The organism is Streptomyces africanus (assembly GCF_030816955.1).
Lineage (GTDB): Bacteria > Actinomycetota > Actinomycetes > Streptomycetales > Streptomycetaceae > Streptomyces > Streptomyces africanus.
Map to the genome: position 1 here is coordinate 2,800,450 of NZ_JAUSYP010000001.1, position 15,641 is coordinate 2,816,090.

The following is a 15,641-nucleotide window of genomic DNA, read 5'->3' on the forward strand; positions in this document are numbered from 1 at the left end:
GCCGTGCCGGTGAAGTCGACGGTGCCGCCGCCGGACTTCACCGGCCGGCTGGTCGGCAACCAGCCCGTCCGGCGCTTGAGGACGAGGCCGTTCAGGCCGACGGGGGTCCGGGGGCGCAGCCCTCGCAGGCCTCAGCCTGCCGGGACCGTCAGCCGCACGACCCCGTCGAACCCCGCCACCAGCACCGGCGTCTGCGCGCCACCGAGATCCCGCACCGCCGCCAGATCCTCCGGGGAAACGGTCTCCGCCTCCGTCACGACCGCCGCCGCCTCCAGCGACGTGGCGCCCGAGGCCACCGCCATCGCCACCGCCGTCCGGAGGGCACTGAGCTTCAGGGAGTCGAGGGCCACGGTCCCCGCGACATACGTACGTCCGGTCTCGTCCCGTACGGCCGCCCCCTCGGGCACGCCGTTGCGGGCCCGCGCGGAACGGGCCAGGGTGACGATCTTGCGGTCCTCGGGGTCGAGCGCGCTGCTGTCGGTCATGATCCGAGCATACGGAAGCGTCAGGGCCGGTCGAGGCGCAGGCGGTCCGCTCGCGGCAGGCCCGCGACGACGAGGTCGTACGAGTCCTCGATCAGCTCCCGGACCAGCCGGTCCGGGAGTCCCCCGTCGCACGTGACCGTGTTCCAGTGCCGCTTGTTCATGTGCCAGCCGGGGACGATCAGGCCCTCGTGCTCGCGGCGCAGCCGGAGCGCGTCGTCCGGGTCGCACTTGAGGTTGGCCTTGAGGGGACGCGCGTCGAGGTGCGACAGGGCGAAGAGCTTGCCCTGGACCTTGAAGACCGAGATCTCCGGGCTGAACGGGAAGTCCTCGACCGCCGCGTTGAACGACAGGCAGAACGCGCGCAGTTCCTGGGGAGTCATTCCGGCTTCTCCTCCTCGTCCGGTAGAGGGTCCGCCGGGTCCACCGGCTCGACCAGCACCGTCACGATCTTGTTCCGGCGGCCGGCCGCGGCCTCCGCGGTCAGGCGCAGTTCCCTGCCGTCCGGGAGGGCGACGACGGACGACGCGCCGGCGATGGGAACCCGGCCCAGCGCCTTGGCGAGCAGACCGCCGACCGTCTCGACGTCCTCGTCGTCGAACGCCTCCAGGCCGTACAGCTCGCCCAGGTCGCCGATGTCCAGGCGGGCGGTGACCCGGTAACTGTCCTTGCCGAGGTCCTCCACCGGCGGCAGTTCGCGGTCGTACTCGTCGGTGATCTCGCCGACGATCTCCTCGAGGATGTCCTCGATGGTGACGATGCCGGCGGTGCCGCCGTACTCGTCGACGGCGACGGCGACGTGGTTGCGTTCCTTCTGCATCTCGCGCAGCAGGTCGCCCGCGTTCTTGGTGTCGGGCACGAAGAACGCCGGGCGCATCGCCGTGGACACCTGCTCGGACTCGGCCTCGCGGCTGATGTGCGTCTTGCGGACCAGGTCCTTCAGATAGACGATCCCGACGATGTCGTCCTCGCTCTCGCCGGTCACCGGGATGCGGGAGAAGCCGGAGCGCAGGGCGAGGGTGAGGGCCTGGCGGATGGTCTTGTAGCGCTCGATGACCACCAGGTCCGTGCGCGGGACCATGACCTCCCGGACGAGCGTGTCGCCCAGCTCGAAGACCGAGTGCACCATGCGGCGCTCCTCGTCCTCGATGAGCGACTCCTTCTCGGCGAGGTCGACCAGCGCGCGCAGCTCCGCCTCGGAGGCGAAGGGGCCCCGGCGGAAGCCCTTGCCGGGGGTGAGCGCGTTGCCGATGAGGATGAGCAGCGACGGGATCGGGCCCATGATCCGGGCCAGCGGCACCAGGACGTACGCCGAGACCGTCGCCGTGTTCAGCGGGTGCTGGCGGCCGATGGTGCGCGGGGAGACGCCGACGGCGACGTACGACACGAGGACCATCACCGCGATGGCGATCAGGAGGGCCTCGGTCGTGCCGTCGAACGCCTTGAGGCAGCCGTAGGTGATCAGCGCGGCGGCGGCCATCTCACAGGCGACGCGGACCAGTAGCGCCACGTTGAGGTAGCGGGTGGGGTCGGCGGCGACCTGGGAGAGCTTGGCGCTGCCCCGGCGGCCGGAGCGCACGGCCTCCTCGGCGCGGAAGCTGGAGACGCGCGCGAGGCCCGCCTCCGCGCAGGCGGCGAGCCAGGCCACGACGACCAGGGCGACCGCACCCAGGGCGAGTTGCGGACTCATCGGCGGCGCTACGAGACCGTCGGCGCCGGGGACGGGCCGGTCAGGCCCCGCTCCGCGCGCCAGCCGTCCACGATGGCCGCCTGGAGGCCGAACATCTCGGCCTTCTCGTCCGGTTCCTCGTGGTCGTAGCCCAGCAGGTGCAGCACCCCGTGGACGGTGAGCAGCTGGAGCTCCTCGTCCATGGAGTGCTGCGTGTCCGCTTCCTTGCCCTGCTTCTCCGCGACCTCGGGGCACAGCACGATGTCGCCGAGCAGCCCCTGCGGCGGCTCGTCGTCGTCCTTGGACGGCGGGCGCAGCTCGTCCATCGGGAAGGACATGACATCCGTCGGGCCCGGCAGGTCCATCCACTGGATGTGGAGCTGCTCCATGGCGGCGGCGTCCACGACGATCACCGAGAGCTCGGAGAGCGGGTGGATGCGCATCCGCGCGAGCGCGTAGCGGGCGATGTCGAGGATCGCCTGCTCGTCGACCTCGGTACCGGACTCGTTGTTGACGTCGATCGACATGCTGGTGCTCGGTCTACTTCCCCTTGTGCCCGGACTTGCCGCGGCCCTTGTGCGTGCCGTTCTGGGTGCCGTGCTTGGTGTCGTACTGCTCGTACGCGTCGACGATACGGCCCACGAGCTTGTGCCGGACGACGTCGTGGGACGACAGCCGGGAGAAGTGGACGTCCTCTACGCCGTCCAGGATGTCCTGCACCTGTCGCAGACCGCTCTTCGTCCCGTCCGGGAGGTCGACCTGCGTCACGTCACCCGTGATCACGATCTTCGAGTCGAAGCCGAGGCGGGTGAGGAACATCTTCATCTGCTCGGGGCTCGTGTTCTGGGCCTCGTCCAGGATGATGAAGGCGTCGTTGAGCGTGCGGCCGCGCATGTAGGCGAGCGGCGCGACCTCGATCGTGCCCGCCGCCATCAGGCGGGGGATGGAGTCCGGGTCGAGCATGTCGTGCAGCGCGTCGTAGAGCGGGCGCAGGTACGGGTCGATCTTCTCGTAGAGCGTGCCCGGGAGGAATCCGAGCCGCTCGCCCGCCTCGACCGCCGGGCGGGTCAGGATGATGCGGTTGACCTGCTTGGACTGCAGGGCCTGCACCGCCTTGGCCATCGCCAGGTACGTCTTGCCGGTGCCCGCCGGGCCGATGCCGAAGACGATCGTGTGCTTGTCGATCGCGTCCACGTAGCGCTTCTGGTTGAGCGTCTTGGGGCGGATCGTGCGGCCTCGCGAGGACAGGATGTTCTGCGTGAGCACCTGGGCCGGGGTCTCCTGGCCGTCGCTCTCCCCGTTCTCGCTCGCCTTGAGCATGGCGATCGAGCGTTCCACTGCGTCCTCCGTCATCGGCTGTCCGGTGCGGAGCACCAGCATCATCTCGTCGAACACGCGGGCGATGAGGGCGACGTCCACAGGGTCGCCGACCGCGCTGATCTCATTGCCCCGGACGTGGATGTCGGCCGCCGGGAAGGCCTTCTCGATCACGCGCAGGAGGGCGTCGCCGGAACCCAGCACCGTCACCATGGGGTGCTGGGCGGGGACGGTGAACTGCGCTCTCGCCTGCTCCTGCGCGGGGGTGTGAGCTGTGGGTGTCTGAGTCATGGGCCGGCGCTGAAGGCCTGCGGTTCCTCCTCTTCACGGCCGCGTAGCTGAGGGCGGCCTCGCGGTTCCCAGGGTACGACGGGGGACTGACAACGCCGTAGGGGTTTTGGGGGCGGGGTTGGAATCCGAGGCGACGGGGCCTTTTGGCCGACCGATTCGGGCGGTGGGTGGGCATATAGGTCCCGGGGGTCCAGGGGGCGGAGCCCCATGGTCGGCCAGGAGGGTCACGCCGAGCGCCGGAACCCGATCGTCGGCACGGCCCGCCGCAACGGCCAGGGCCTGTCCAGCTCCTCCGACACGAGCCCCGCCAGGAACCCGTACCGCCGCAACGCCTCGCGGTCCTGCCCCTCCACCGACTGCACCCGCCGCCACCACGCCGCGATCTCCGACCACCCCGGGGCCGACAGCGACCCGCCGAACTCCTGCACCGACAGCGCCGCCGTCAGCCCGGCGAAGGCCAGCCGGTCCGCCAGCGGCCAGTCCGCCAGCGTCCCGGTCACGAACCCGGCGACGAACACGTCCCCCGCCCCGGTCGGATCGAGCGCCTCGACCTCGATCGCCGGCACCTCCGCGGTCTCCCCCGTACGCCGGTCCACCGCGTACGCCCCGTCCGCCCCGAGGGTGACCACCGCGAGCGGCACGTGCTCGGTCAGCGCGTGCGCCGCCGCCCTGGGACAGTCCGCGCCCGTGTACCGCATGGCCTCCTCCGCGTTCGGCAGGAACGCCTCGCAGTGCCGCAGGTCGGGCAGCTCCGCCAGGTCCCACGCGCCGGTGTCGTCCCAGCCGACGTCGCCGAAGACCCGGGTGCCCTTGCTCGCGGCCTGGGCGATCCAGGGCGCGCTCACGCCGGGGGCGAGGGAGGCGACGGCGGCACGCGCGCGGGGCGGGCACGCGGGGGCGGGCTCCTCCGGGGGCGGCTCGTGGCCGTGGGAGACCATCGTGCGCTCGCCCTCGTAGGCCATGGAGACCGTCACCGGGGAGTGCCAGCCGGGCACCGTGCGCGACGGGGAGAGGTCGATGCCCTCGCCGTGCTCCAGGGCGTCCCAGCAGTAGTCGCCGTAGTGGTCGTCGCCGAAGGCCGCCGCGAGGGACGTCCGCAGGCCGAGGCGGGCCAGGGCGGTGGCCATGTTGGCGACGCCGCCGGGACTCGATCCCATCCCGCGCGCCCAGGACTCGGTCCCGCGCACCGGGGCGGAGTCGAGGCCGGTGAAGATGATGTCGAGGAAGACCGTGCCGGTGAGGTAGACGTCCCAGGGCGGGTCCTGCGGCGCGCGCAGCGGGGCGAGGGGATCGACCTGGCTCTGGCGGTGCGATCCCTTTCCGGCCGGGCCCTTTCCGGCCGGGGCGGTGGACGCGATCACGATGCGCTCCCTGACGTGGTGCGGATCAGGCCAGTGTGCACCACACCACCGACAACGTGACGCCGATCACGCCAGGCCCACCCGTTCCGTCAGCTCGCACCGGCCCCCGCGCGCCCCCTGGGCGAGGCGGGAGCCGGGGCTACCAGCGGGGCATCGAGGGCGTCACCCACTCCGGGTCGGCGACCCGCATGGCCGCCGCGTCGTCCCGGTCGCGCAGCCCACCGTCGTCATCCAGCCACCGCCGGTGCAGCACGGCCAGCCGCTCACGGTCGAGCTCCACGCCGAGCCCGGGCGCGTCCGGCACGGTCACCCTGCCGCCCTCGAAGGTGAGCCGCTCGGTGAGCACGTCCTCGGACTGCCAGGGGTAGTGGGAGTCGCAGGCGTGGTGGAGGTCCGGGACGGTGGCCGCCACGTGGGTCATCGCGGCGAGCGAGATGCCCAGGTGGGTGTTGGAGTGCATCGACACGCCGACGCCGAAGGTGCGGCAGACGGCCGCGAGCTGCTGGGTGTTGCGCGGTCCGCCCCAGTAGTGGTGATCGGAGAGCACCACCTGGACGGCGCCCCTGGTGAACGCCTCCTTGATCTCGGCGAAGGTCGTCACGCACATGTTGGTGGCGAGCGGCACCCCGGTCCGTTCGGCGACCTCGGCCATGGCGGGGGTGCCGAGGGTCGGGTCCTCCAGGTACTCCAGGACGTCCCCGAGTTCCCGCGCCACCTTCAGCGAGGTCTGGAGGGACCAGGCGCCGTTGGGGTCGAGCCGCAGCGGATGCCCGGGGAACGCCTCGGCGAGCGCCCGGACGGCCGCGATCTCCTCGTCGGGCGGGAAGACGCCGCCCTTGAGCTTGAAGGAGGTGAAGCCGTACCGCTCGGTGAACCGGCGGGCCTGTTCCACGACCCCGGCCGGGTCGACGGCGGCCCCCCAGTCGTCCTTCTCGCAGGCGACGCCCTCCGGGTGGCCGGCCCACTTGTAGAACAGGTACGCGCTGTATTCGACGGCGTCGCGCACCTTGCCGCCGAGCAGCGCGTGCACGGGCAGCCCGAGGGCCTTGCCGAGGGCGTCGAGGCAGGCGACCTCGAAGCCGGAGACGACGGAAAGACGCAGCTTGTCGGCGGTCTGGACGCCGCGCAGCCCGCCGACGTCGACGGCGTTCTCGACCCGGGAGGCGTCCACCGCGACCTGGTCCGCGACCGTGAACAGCCCGTTGAGGTCGCTGACCTGCCGCCCCTTCAGCCGCTCGGCGAAGGGCCGGGCCAGCTCCAGGTACTTGGTGTCGCCGTAGGTCTCCCCCACGCCGGTCACCCCGTCCGCCGTGACGACCTCGACGATCAGCCGGGGCGTGTAGGGCTGGTGCACGCCCTGCGTGTTCAGCAGCGGCGGGTCCGCGACCAGGATCGGCGTCAGCCGTACGTCGGTGATGGCGAGGTTCACAGAGCGGCTCCTACGAGGTCGAGCCCGGCGGTGAGGAGGGCGCTGAGGGCGGCCAGGTCGGCGGGCGCGGGGTCGGTGAGCGGGGCGCGCACGGGGCCCACCGGGTGGCCGCGCAGCCGGGCCGCCGCCTTCACCAGCGACACGGCGTACCCGGGGACGCGGTCGCGCAGTTCGACGAGCGGGACGTAGAAGCCGCGCAGCAGTTTGTCGACGGTGCCGTGGTCGCCGTCGCGCAGGGCGTCGAAGAAGGCACCGGCGATCTCGGGGGCGAAGGCGTGGACGGCGGAGGAGTAGGCGGGGACGCCGACGGTGGCATAGGCGCGGGCCTGGATCTCGGCGGTGGCGGCGCCGTTGAAGAACAGGAAGCCCTCGGGCGCGGCGAGCGTGAGGCGCTGGAGCCGGTCGAGGTCGCTGTGGCCGTCCTTGAGGCCGATGACGCCCGGCAGGGCCGCGACGCGCCTGAGCGACTCGGCGGTGAACGTGACCTGGCCGCGCTGGTAGGCGATCAGGGGCAGCCGGGTGCGGGCGGCGATCTGTTCCAGCTGGGCGACCAGGCCGTCCTGCGGGGCGGCGACGAGGTAGTGCGGCAGCACGAGCAGCGCGTCGGCTCCGGCGTCCTCGGCGATGCGCGCGAACCGGACGGCCTGCGCCCAGCCGTAGCCGATGCCCGCGACGACGGGGACGCGGCCCGCCGCCTCCTCGACCGTGATGGTGACGACCTGCCGGTACTCGTCCTCGTCGAGCGAGAAGAACTCGCCGGTGCCGCAGGCGGGGAAGACGGCGCCGGGCGAGGCGGCGAGCCGGTCCGCGACATAGGCGCGGAAGCCGTCCGGGTCGAGGCTGCCGTCGTCGCGGAAGCTGGTCAGCGGGAACGACAGCACGCCCTGGGCCATACCGTCCCGCAGCCGGTGCGCGACCGCACTCGGTCCAGCACTCACGGGCATCTCCTCGCTCGTTTCCGGGGCCATCTCCGGGCCATCTCCTCATGTAGACGTCATCTATGTATGAGAATGCGGGTTGGATAGGCGAACGTCAACCAGGCGGGGCTGTCCGATTACGATCGGCACATGCCAGACACAGGGGGCGTCCGTGAAGTGAAGTCCGCGGCCCGCACGGTCGAACTGCTGGAAGTCCTCGCGGCGCGCGGCGACCGCCCGGCACGGCTCCAGGAGCTGGCCGACGAACTCGGCGTGCCCCGCAGCTCGATGTACGCGCTGCTCCAGACCCTGATCTCGCGCGGCTGGGTCCGCACCGACATCACCGGCTCCCTGTACGGCATCGGCATCCACGCCCTGCTCACCGGCACCAGCTACCTCGACTCCGACCCGCGGGTCAGGGTCGTACGGCCGTATCTCGACGAGGCGTCCGAGGCGCTCGGCGAGACGATCCACATGGGGCGGCTGGACGGCCGGGACGTGGCCTATCTGGCGACGCGGGAGTCGCACGAGTACCTGCGCACGATCAGCCGGGTGGGGCGGCGCCTGCCCGCGCACGCCGGGGCCCTCGGCAAGGCCCTGCTGGCACAACGCCCGGACACGGAGCTGCCCGAGGGGCCGTACGAGGCGCTGACCCCGAACACGCACACGAGCCGGGAGTCCCTGGCGGCCGACCTCGCCCGGGTCCGGGCCCGCGGCTGGTCCGTGGACCGCGAGGAGGGCGTGACCGGCATCGTCGGCTTCGGCTTCGCGCTGCGCTACGACACCCCCGCACTGGACGCGATCAGCTGCTCGGTGCCGGTGGCCCGGCTCACGCCGGAGCACGAGGAGCGGATCGTCGCCGTGATGCGGGAGATCCGGGCGAAGGCCGAAGCGACGGTTCCGACGGGCGCCGGATCCGTGCACTGGCGTTAGCGAAAACACCCACGGCGCCTCGTGAAAGGCGTTCGTTTACCCGGACTTCACCGCACCAAACACAACGTGCGCCACATCACACTCTCCGGGTTAACTCGTACGACTACATGCTTGATACAAATTGCCCGCGCGTTCCTGTCCGTCGACGGTCGTCGCCCACCCCCCCTCTTCCACCGCTCCTTTCGCATGCCCTGGGAACGCCCGTGTTCGCCCCCCGCACCACCCCCTGGCCCCTCGTCGCCCTTTTCACGGCCGGGTACCTCGCCCCGTATCTGCTGCCGACCACCGTCGGCAGACTCGACTCGGGCCTTCCGCTCTCCGCCACCCAGGCCGGCGCCGTCGGCAGCGCGCTGCTGCTGAGTTCGGCCACCGCCGGATTCGCCCTGGCCTCACGGGTCGAGGCACTGGGAGCCCGCACCCTCGCCCGGCTCGGACTCGCACTCGCCCTGCTCGGCTACGGCGGTGCCGCGCTGACCACCGCCGTCCCGGCCGTCGTCGCCGGCGCGATGGTCGGCGGGTTCGGATCCGGCACGGCCACCACCGTCGCCGCCACCCTCATCGCCGCCCAGCGGGATCCGCACCGGGCCTCCACGGCCGGGCTGCTCACCGTCTCCGCCCTCGCGGGCGCGGTGTATCTGACGGTCCCGCACCTCGGGCCGGGGCACGGTCTGCCCCTGGCCGCGATCGCCCTCACGGCCCTGGCCGTGTGGCCGCTGACCGGCCGCCTGCCCGCCGGTACGCCCGCCGCGCCCACACGGCACCACAAGGCCCGGCTGCCCCACGCCCGTTCGGGCCTGGTGCTGGCCGCCGCCATGCTGTGCTGGTCGCTCGCCCAGAACTCCCTGTGGGGCGTGAGCGGACAGATCGGGCTGACCCAGGCCCACCTCGGCGAGGCCACCGTCGGCGTCGTCTTCGCCGTGGCGCTGGGCGCCGGACTGACCGGCGTCCTCGCGGCGGGCGCGCTCGGGGCGCGGCTGGGACGCGCGGTGCCGATCGGGGCGGGCACGGTCCTCATCGCCGGCTGCATCGTGCTCAGCGCCTCCGCGACCGACCTGACGAGCTTCGCGACCGGCGAGATCGCCTGGAACACCCTGTATCCGGTGGTGCTGTCGTATCTGATCGGGCTCGCCGCCTCGCTCGACCCGCGCGGCCGCTGGGCGGTGCTCGTCGGCTCGGCGTCCTCGCTGGGCACGGCCGCCGGGCCGCTGGCCGGCAGCGTGCTGTCGGCGCAGGCCGGGTTCCCGGTCATGGGCTCGATCCTGGCCGCCGGTCTGCTGGTGGTCGCCCTGCCGATGACCGCCGTCGCCCTGCACACGAGCGGGCGCCCGCTGCTCGCCGGCGCGATCCGCCGCCGCGGCGGCCACCCGGCCGCCCTGGTCGCCGCCGCCACGGGCACCCCCACCGGAGCGGTCCCCGAGATCGGCGCCCGGGAACAGCAGGTAGTGGAGATCCCCGTGGACGCCCCGGCCGTCCCGGCCCAGCGCGCCTACGACAAGGCGGGGTCGGAGGTCCTGTGAGGCCGCGGATTCCTCAGCGGAACGCGTAGGCCTCCACCTCGGCGAGATACCTCGCCCGCAACTCCTCGTCGTCCTCCAGGAACGAGGCGAGGAAGGAGTTGCGGGCGAGCTCGCGCAGCCGCTCCTCGCTCAGGCCGAGGGTGCCGCGCACGGCGTCGAAGTTGTCACCGGCGTACCCGCCGAAGTAGGCCGGGTCGTCGGAGTTCACCGTGCATATGAGGCCGGCGTCCAGCATGGCGGGCAGCGGATGGTCGGCCAGGGTGTCGACGGTGCGCAGCCGGACGTTCGACAGGGGACACAGCGTCAGCGGCACCCGCTCCCGCACCAGCCGCTCCACCAGCGCCGGGTCCTCCACACAGCGCAGCCCGTGGTCGACCCGCTCGACGCCGAGGACGTCCAGGGCCTCGGTGATGTACTCCGGCGGCCCCTCCTCACCGGCGTGCGCGACCCGCCGCAGCCCGAGCGCGGCGGCGGCCTCGTACACCTCGCGGAACTTCGCCGGCGGATGCCCGACCTCGGCCGAGTCGAGGCCGACGCCGGTGATCCGGTCCAGGTACGGCTTGGCCGCGTCCAGGGTGGCCAGGGCCGACTCGGCGGACTCGTCGCGCAGGAAGCACATGATCAGCCGGGTCGAGACGCCGTGCCGGGACGCGCTGTCGCCGAGCGCCCGCCACAGCCCCTCGACGACCGTGCCGAGCTCCAGCCCGCGGCTGGTGTGGGCCTGCGGGTCGAAGAAGATCTCCGCGTGCCGCACGCCCTGGGCGGCGGCGCGTGCGAGGTAGGCGTTCGCGAGGTCCTCGAAGTCCCGCTCGGTGCGCAGGACGGCCATGAGCTCGTAGTACAGGTTCAGGAACGACTGGAGGTCCTCGAACCGGTAGGCCTCGCGCAGCTCGTCCGTGTCCGCGTAGGGCAGGGTGACGCCGTTGCGCGCGGCGAGCTCGAAGGCGAGTTCCGGTTCCAGGGTGCCTTCGATATGAAGGTGCAGTTCGGCTTTGGGGAGGGACATCAATTCATCGTACGGGCGTTTCACCGACGCTTCGGAACCGGCACCCTCAGCAGATCGTGCGCCACGGTCAACTCGCCCTCGTACCCCGCCGCCCGCGCCTGCCGCTCGAACTCTCCCCCAGACTCCGTCCGGGAGGTGCCCCCAGGGTCGGTGTAGCGCTGGCTGAAGTGGGTCAGCACCAGGTGCCGCACTCCGCCGTCCCTGGCCACCCGCGCGGCCTGACCTGCCGTCAGGTGCCCGTGCTCCACGGCCAGTTGCTCGTCCTCGTCGAGGAACGTCGACTCGATGACGAGCATGTCGCAGCCCTCGGCGAGCGCGTACACCCCCTCGCACAGCCGGGTGTCCATGACGAACGCGAACCGCTGCCCGCGCCGCACCTCGCTGACGTCGTCGAGCGAGACCCCGCCGAGGGAGCCCTCGCGCTGGATCCGGCCGACGTCCGGCCCCTTGATGCCGTGTGCGGCGAGCCGCTCGGGCAGCATCCGGCGGCCGTCGTGCTCGGTGATCCGGTAGCCGTACGACTCGATCGAGTGCGACAGCCTGCGGGTGTCCAGCGTGTACGACGGCGTGACCGCGAGGACGCCGTCCCCGTCGGCCGGGGCCTCGGTGAGGAAAACGGTCGCACGGTAGGGCGTGGCGTACTGGAGCCGCTCGTAGAAGCGCTGCCCGGACTTCGGGTAGTGGGCGGTGATCTCGTGCGGCACCTGGTCGAGGTTGATGCGCTGGATGACCCCGGGCAGACCGAGTGCGTGGTCACCGTGGAAGTGCGTGACGCAGATCCGGTTCAGGTCGTGCGCGGCGACCCCGGCCCGCACCATCTGGCGCTGCGTGCCCTCGCCGGGGTCGAACAGGATGCCCTCGCCGTCCCAGCGGAGCAGGTAGCCGTTGTGGTTGCGGTGCCGGGTCGGGACCTGGCTGGCGGTGCCGAGCACCACGAGTTCGCGTACGGACAAGGCGGATTACCCCATTACCCCGGAGGCCAGTCGAGGCCGCGGCCGCCGAGCACGTGGCCGTGTACGTGCCAGACCGTCTGGCCGGCGCCGCTGCCGGTGTTGAAGACGAGGCGGAAGCTGTCCAGCTTTTCCTCGTCGGCGACGGCCTGGGCCTCGCGGAGCACGTCCGCGGTGAGGGCCGGGTCGGCGGCGGCGAGGGCGGCGGCGTTCTCGTAGTGCGCCTTGGGGATGATCAGGACGTGGGTGGGGGCCTGGGGGTTGATGTCGCGGAACGCGACGGTGGTGTCCGTCTCGCGGACGATCGTCGCCGGGATGGTTCCCGCGACGATCTTGCAGAACAGGCAGTCGTCCTGGGGTTCCCCTGCCATGTTTCCTCCGGGGGTTGGCCGAATGTGGGGTCCGACTCGGGCATCGTATCGTCGTCATGTGCGGGTGCGTTGTGGCTGGTCGCGCCCACGCGGCGGAGCCGCACATCGATACAGCCCCGCGCCCCTAAGAAGTCGGCAAAGCCGGCGGCGTTTTTGCCGGACTGCCCTCCAGACTCTTCAAAGCGAGTCGGATGGCCTCGTCCAGTTGGGGGTCCCTGCCCGCCGCGTAATCCTGGGGGCGCTGGAGGACCTCTACGTCGGGGTCCACCCCGTGGTTCTCCACCCCCCACTCGTAGCCCTCCAGCCAGAAGGCGTACTTGGGCTGGGTGACCAGGGTGCCGTCGACCAGGCGGTAGCGGCTGTCGATGCCGATGACGCCGCCCCAGGTGCGGGTGCCGACCACCGGGCCGAGGCCCAGGGCCTTGATCGCGGCGTTGACGATGTCGCCGTCGGAGCCGGAGAACTCGTTGGCGACGGCCACGACGGGGCCGCGGGGGGCGTCCTCGGGATAGCTGTAGGGGCGCATGCCGCGCGGGACGGCCCAGCCGACGATGCGGCGGGCGAGTTTCTCGACGACCAGTTGGGAGGTGTGGCCGCCGCGGTTCTCGCGGACGTCGACGACCAGGCCCTCGCGAGCGACCTCGACGCGCAGGTCGCGGTGGATCTGGGCCCAGCCGGGGGCCTGCATGTCCGGGACGTGGAGGTAGCCGAGGCGGCCGCCGGACTTCTCGTGGACGTAGGCGCGCCGGTCGGCGACCCAGGCGTGGTAGCGCAACGGCTCCTCGTCGGCGACCGGGACGACGACGGCGTGCCGCGGGTCGCCTCCGCCGGACGGGGAGACGGTCAGCTCCACCGGCTTGCCCGCCGTGCCGATCAGCAGCGGGCCGGGGCCGGTCACCGGGTCCACCGGCTGTCCGGCGATGGCGAGGATCGCGTCCCCGGGGCGTACGGCGACGCCGGGTGCGGCCAGCGGGCTGCGGGCGTCCGGGTCGGAGGTCTCGGAGGGCAGGATGCGGTCGACGCGCCAACTGCCGTCCTCGTGGCGGGAGATGTCGGCGCCGAGCAGGCCCTGGCGGGGACCGCCGCCGAAGCCGCCGCGCGGGGTGACGTAGGCGTGCGAGGTGCCGAGTTCGCCCTGCACCTCCCACAGCAGGTCGACCAGGTCGTCGTGGGTGGCGAGCCGGTCCACGACCGGCCGGTAGCGGTCGAGGACGCCGTCCCAGTCGACGCCGCTCATGTCCGGCCGCCAGAAGTGGTCGCGCATGATGCGGCCGTTCTCGTCGAACATCTGCCGCCACTCGGCGGCCGGGTCGATGAACTGGCGTACGCGGCCCAGGTCGACGGTGATGTTGGTGTCGCTGTCGTCGTCGCCGGAGGCGCGCCGGTCGCTGGGGACGACCTTCAGCCGTCCGTCGGTCCACAGCAGTACCCGCTTGCCGTCGCCGCTGACCTCGAAGTGGTCGGCGTCGACGGCGAGATGCTCGACGCGCTGCTGGGCCAGGTCGTACCGCTCCAGTTCGGACTTGGGCTCGGGGTCGTCCGGGGTGGCCCGGGACGCGCCGAGCACACCGGCGACCGGGTGGCGCAGCCACAGGACGCCGTCCTTGGCGGCACGGAGGTTGGAGTAGCGGGCGGCCTCGACCGGGAAGGGCACGATGCGGTCGGCGAGGCCTTCGAGGTCGATGCGGGTGGTGGGGGTGCCCTCGCTGTCGGGGGTCTCCTCCCGGTCCGGCGTCTCGAAGGACCGGCCGTGCCGCTGCGGCCCGAACGGGGAGGGCGTGGTGGCCGCGAGCGTGATCAGATGCGGCCGGGCCCCCTCCACGAAGGCCAGGTCGAAGACGTGCTCGTCGTAGACCGGGTCGAAGGAGCGGTTCGACAGGAACGCGAGGTGCTTGCCGTCCGTCGTGAACGCCGGCGCGTAGTCCTGGAAGCGCAGCGGGGTCGCCTCGGTGACCGACAGGTCGGTGGTGTTGGCGAGCTTCAGCTGCGACAGGGGCCGCGGGCCGGGGTGGGACCAGGCGAGCCAGGAGGAGTCGGGCGAGAAGACGAGCCCGGACACATCACCGTCCTCGCTGCGGTCCACCTCCCGCACCTCGCCCGTCTCCCTCTCGACGAGCAGCAGGCGACCGTCGTGGGAGGCCACGGCCGCGCGACTGCCGTCCGGTGCCATGGCGAGCTCCAGCACCCTGCCGAGCTGCCCGGCGGCGAGCCGGCGCGGTGTCGCCCCCGGGGTGAGGCCGGTGGCGGGCGCGAACTCCAGGGCGTCGTCGCCCTCGGCGTCCGTCACCCACACCACCCACTCCTCGCCGTCCGCGCGGAACGTCCGCGGCAACCGGGCCCGCACGCCGGGCGTGGCGGCCAGGGCGCGGGCCGGGCCGGAGCGGTGGGTGACCCAGTGGACGCAGCCGCGTACGGACACGGCGCTGCCGCGTGCGGTGTGGTCCGGGGACGCCGACCCGAACCACCGGGAGGCGTTCACGGGGAACGGCTGGAGATCGACGCGCTGTCCGCCGAGCCGCACGTCCAGCCGCCGCGGCTCCGCCCCGTCCAGGTCGTCCAGCACCCACAGCTCACCGGCGCTGGAGTAGACGACACGGGTGCCGTCGGTCGCGGCATGCCGGGCGTAGAAGCCGTCGAGCGGGGTGTGCCGCCGCAGGTCGGACCCGTCGGCGAGGGAGGAGTACAGCGCGCCGGTGCCCTCGTGGTCGGAGAGGAAGGCCACCCTCCCCCACTCTCGGCTTCGCTCGAGCGGGGGGACCCCCATCCCCACCCACAGCGGGTACTCGATGTTCCCGTCGAGTTCCTCGTGCAGCCGGACGAACTCCCCGTCGCCGTCCGGGTCGATCCACAACTTGCCCGCCGTACCGCCCCGGTACCGCTTCCACCAGGCGGCCTCGCGCCCCATCGGCGCGGACAGCAGGACGACACTCGGCCCGAAGGCGATGTCACCGACCGGCCCGTACGGCAGGGTGGTGGCGGGACCGCCGTCGAGCGGGACGGCACGCGCCCAGGTGCGGCGCAGGCTCGCCTGGCCGTGCGAACTGATCGCGAGGACCTCGCCGTCCGGGGTCCAGCCGCGCACCTGGGTCTTCAGACTGCCCCAGTACGTCAGGCGCTTGGCGGGACCGCCGTCGACCGGGGCGATGTGCACCTCGGGGGCGCCGTCGCGGGTGGAGGTCCAGGCGACCGTGGTGCCGTCGGGCGAGATGCGGGGCAGGGTCACCGGCACGTTCTCGGCGCTGACCCGCCAGGCCCGTCCGCCGTCGAGAGGAGCGAGCCACACGTCGTCCTCGGCGGTGAAGGCGACCAGGTCACCGTGCACGTGCGGGAAGCGGAGGTAAGCAGGCGATGCGGACTGTGTCACCCGATCACCCTATGCAGGGAGGCCGCCGTGCGGA

14 protein-coding genes are annotated in these 15,641 nt (G+C 72.4%); 2 read left to right on the forward strand and 12 right to left on the reverse strand.

Translation table 11 applies throughout. The features are described 5' to 3' along the window. Nucleotides 1-131: 131 nt before the first annotated feature. The 8 genes from QF034_RS13000 to QF034_RS13035 form a co-directional block, all read right to left on the reverse strand. The gene (locus QF034_RS13000) at nt 132-485 is read right to left on the reverse strand and encodes a cytidine deaminase-like protein (RefSeq protein WP_307175112.1); all 354 of its coding nucleotides are present in this window, start codon (nt 483-485) and stop codon (nt 132-134) included. A 20-nt stretch (nt 486-505) separates the two neighbouring features. Then, the gene (locus QF034_RS13005; protein ID WP_307175113.1) at nt 506-865 is read right to left on the reverse strand and encodes an MmcQ/YjbR family DNA-binding protein; all 360 of its coding nucleotides are present in this window, start codon (nt 863-865) and stop codon (nt 506-508) included. Then, nucleotides 862-2,172, reverse strand: coding sequence for a hemolysin family protein (locus QF034_RS13010; RefSeq protein WP_307175114.1), 1,311 nt, complete (start codon nt 2,170-2,172; stop codon nt 862-864). The genes QF034_RS13005 and QF034_RS13010 overlap by 4 nt, the downstream gene beginning before the upstream one ends. A gap of 8 nt (nt 2,173-2,180) precedes the next feature. Beyond that, on the reverse strand, nt 2,181-2,678 hold the full coding sequence (gene ybeY / locus QF034_RS13015) for an rRNA maturation RNase YbeY (RefSeq protein WP_059414063.1): 498 nt from the start codon (nt 2,676-2,678) through the stop codon (nt 2,181-2,183). Nucleotides 2,679-2,691: 13 nt separating this feature from the next. After that, on the reverse strand, nt 2,692-3,759 hold the full coding sequence (locus QF034_RS13020) for a PhoH family protein (protein WP_307175115.1): 1,068 nt from the start codon (nt 3,757-3,759) through the stop codon (nt 2,692-2,694). Nucleotides 3,760-3,983: 224 nt separating this feature from the next. Beyond that, nucleotides 3,984-5,120: a carbohydrate kinase family protein gene (locus tag QF034_RS13025; RefSeq protein ID WP_307175116.1), complete on the reverse strand. Its 1,137-nt coding sequence runs from the start codon at nt 5,118-5,120 to the stop codon at nt 3,984-3,986. Nucleotides 5,121-5,259: 139 nt separating this feature from the next. Next, nucleotides 5,260-6,549 carry a glucarate dehydratase family protein gene (locus QF034_RS13030; protein WP_307175117.1) on the reverse strand — a complete coding sequence of 430 codons (1,290 nt, stop codon included), beginning with the start codon at nt 6,547-6,549 and terminating at the stop codon, nt 5,260-5,262. Continuing rightward, complete coding sequence (locus QF034_RS13035) at nt 6,546-7,493, reverse strand: 5-dehydro-4-deoxyglucarate dehydratase (protein ID WP_307179863.1); 948 nt, start codon at nt 7,491-7,493, stop codon at nt 6,546-6,548. Before QF034_RS13035 ends, QF034_RS13030 begins: the two co-directional genes overlap by 4 nt. 123 nt (nt 7,494-7,616) lie before the next feature. On the opposite strand from QF034_RS13035, the gene QF034_RS13040 reads away from it, so the two are divergent. Beyond that, nucleotides 7,617-8,399: an IclR family transcriptional regulator gene (locus QF034_RS13040; protein WP_307175118.1), complete on the forward strand. Its 783-nt coding sequence runs from the start codon at nt 7,617-7,619 to the stop codon at nt 8,397-8,399. Between the two features lie 203 nt (nt 8,400-8,602). Continuing rightward, complete coding sequence (locus QF034_RS13045; protein ID WP_307175119.1) at nt 8,603-9,916, forward strand: MFS transporter; 1,314 nt, start codon at nt 8,603-8,605, stop codon at nt 9,914-9,916. A gap of 13 nt (nt 9,917-9,929) precedes the next feature. On the opposite strand, the gene QF034_RS13050 is transcribed toward QF034_RS13045, so the two are convergent. The 4 genes from QF034_RS13050 to QF034_RS13065 form a co-directional block, all read right to left on the reverse strand. Further along, entirely contained in the window at nt 9,930-10,922 is a 993-nt protein-coding gene (locus QF034_RS13050) for an adenosine deaminase (protein WP_307175120.1), read from the reverse strand. A 20-nt stretch (nt 10,923-10,942) separates the two neighbouring features. Beyond that, nucleotides 10,943-11,875 (reverse strand): ribonuclease Z, encoded by a 933-nt coding sequence (locus tag QF034_RS13055; protein ID WP_307175121.1) that lies wholly within the window; start codon nt 11,873-11,875, stop codon nt 10,943-10,945. Nucleotides 11,876-11,889: 14 nt separating this feature from the next. Beyond that, a complete protein-coding gene (locus QF034_RS13060) occupies nt 11,890-12,243 on the reverse strand; it encodes a histidine triad nucleotide-binding protein (protein WP_307175122.1) in 354 nt (117 codons plus the stop codon). Between the two features lie 124 nt (nt 12,244-12,367). Continuing rightward, nucleotides 12,368-15,607 (reverse strand): S41 family peptidase, encoded by a 3,240-nt coding sequence (locus QF034_RS13065; protein ID WP_307175123.1) that lies wholly within the window; start codon nt 15,605-15,607, stop codon nt 12,368-12,370. Nucleotides 15,608-15,641: the final 34 nt, after the last annotated feature.

Bases quoted from the DNA above. Each gene is read 5' to 3' on its own strand.
- QF034_RS13060 (WP_307175122.1), bottom strand. From the start codon at position 12,243: ATGGCAGGGGAACCCCAGGACGACTGCCTGTTCTGCAAGATCGTCGCG.
- QF034_RS13050 (WP_307175120.1), bottom strand. From the start codon at position 10,922: ATGTCCCTCCCCAAAGCCGAACTGCACCTTCATATCGAAGGCACCCTG.
- QF034_RS13005 (WP_307175113.1), bottom strand. From the start codon at position 865: ATGACTCCCCAGGAACTGCGCGCGTTCTGCCTGTCGTTCAACGCGGCG.
- QF034_RS13040 (WP_307175118.1), top strand. From the start codon at position 7,617: ATGCCAGACACAGGGGGCGTCCGTGAAGTGAAGTCCGCGGCCCGCACG.
- QF034_RS13020 (WP_307175115.1), bottom strand. From the start codon at position 3,759: ATGACTCAGACACCCACAGCTCACACCCCCGCGCAGGAGCAGGCGAGA.
- QF034_RS13010 (WP_307175114.1), bottom strand. From the start codon at position 2,172: ATGAGTCCGCAACTCGCCCTGGGTGCGGTCGCCCTGGTCGTCGTGGCC.
- QF034_RS13000 (WP_307175112.1), bottom strand. From the start codon at position 485: ATGACCGACAGCAGCGCGCTCGACCCCGAGGACCGCAAGATCGTCACC.
- QF034_RS13035 (WP_307179863.1), bottom strand. From the start codon at position 7,493: ATGCCCGTGAGTGCTGGACCGAGTGCGGTCGCGCACCGGCTGCGGGAC.
- ybeY (WP_059414063.1), bottom strand. From the start codon at position 2,678: ATGTCGATCGACGTCAACAACGAGTCCGGTACCGAGGTCGACGAGCAG.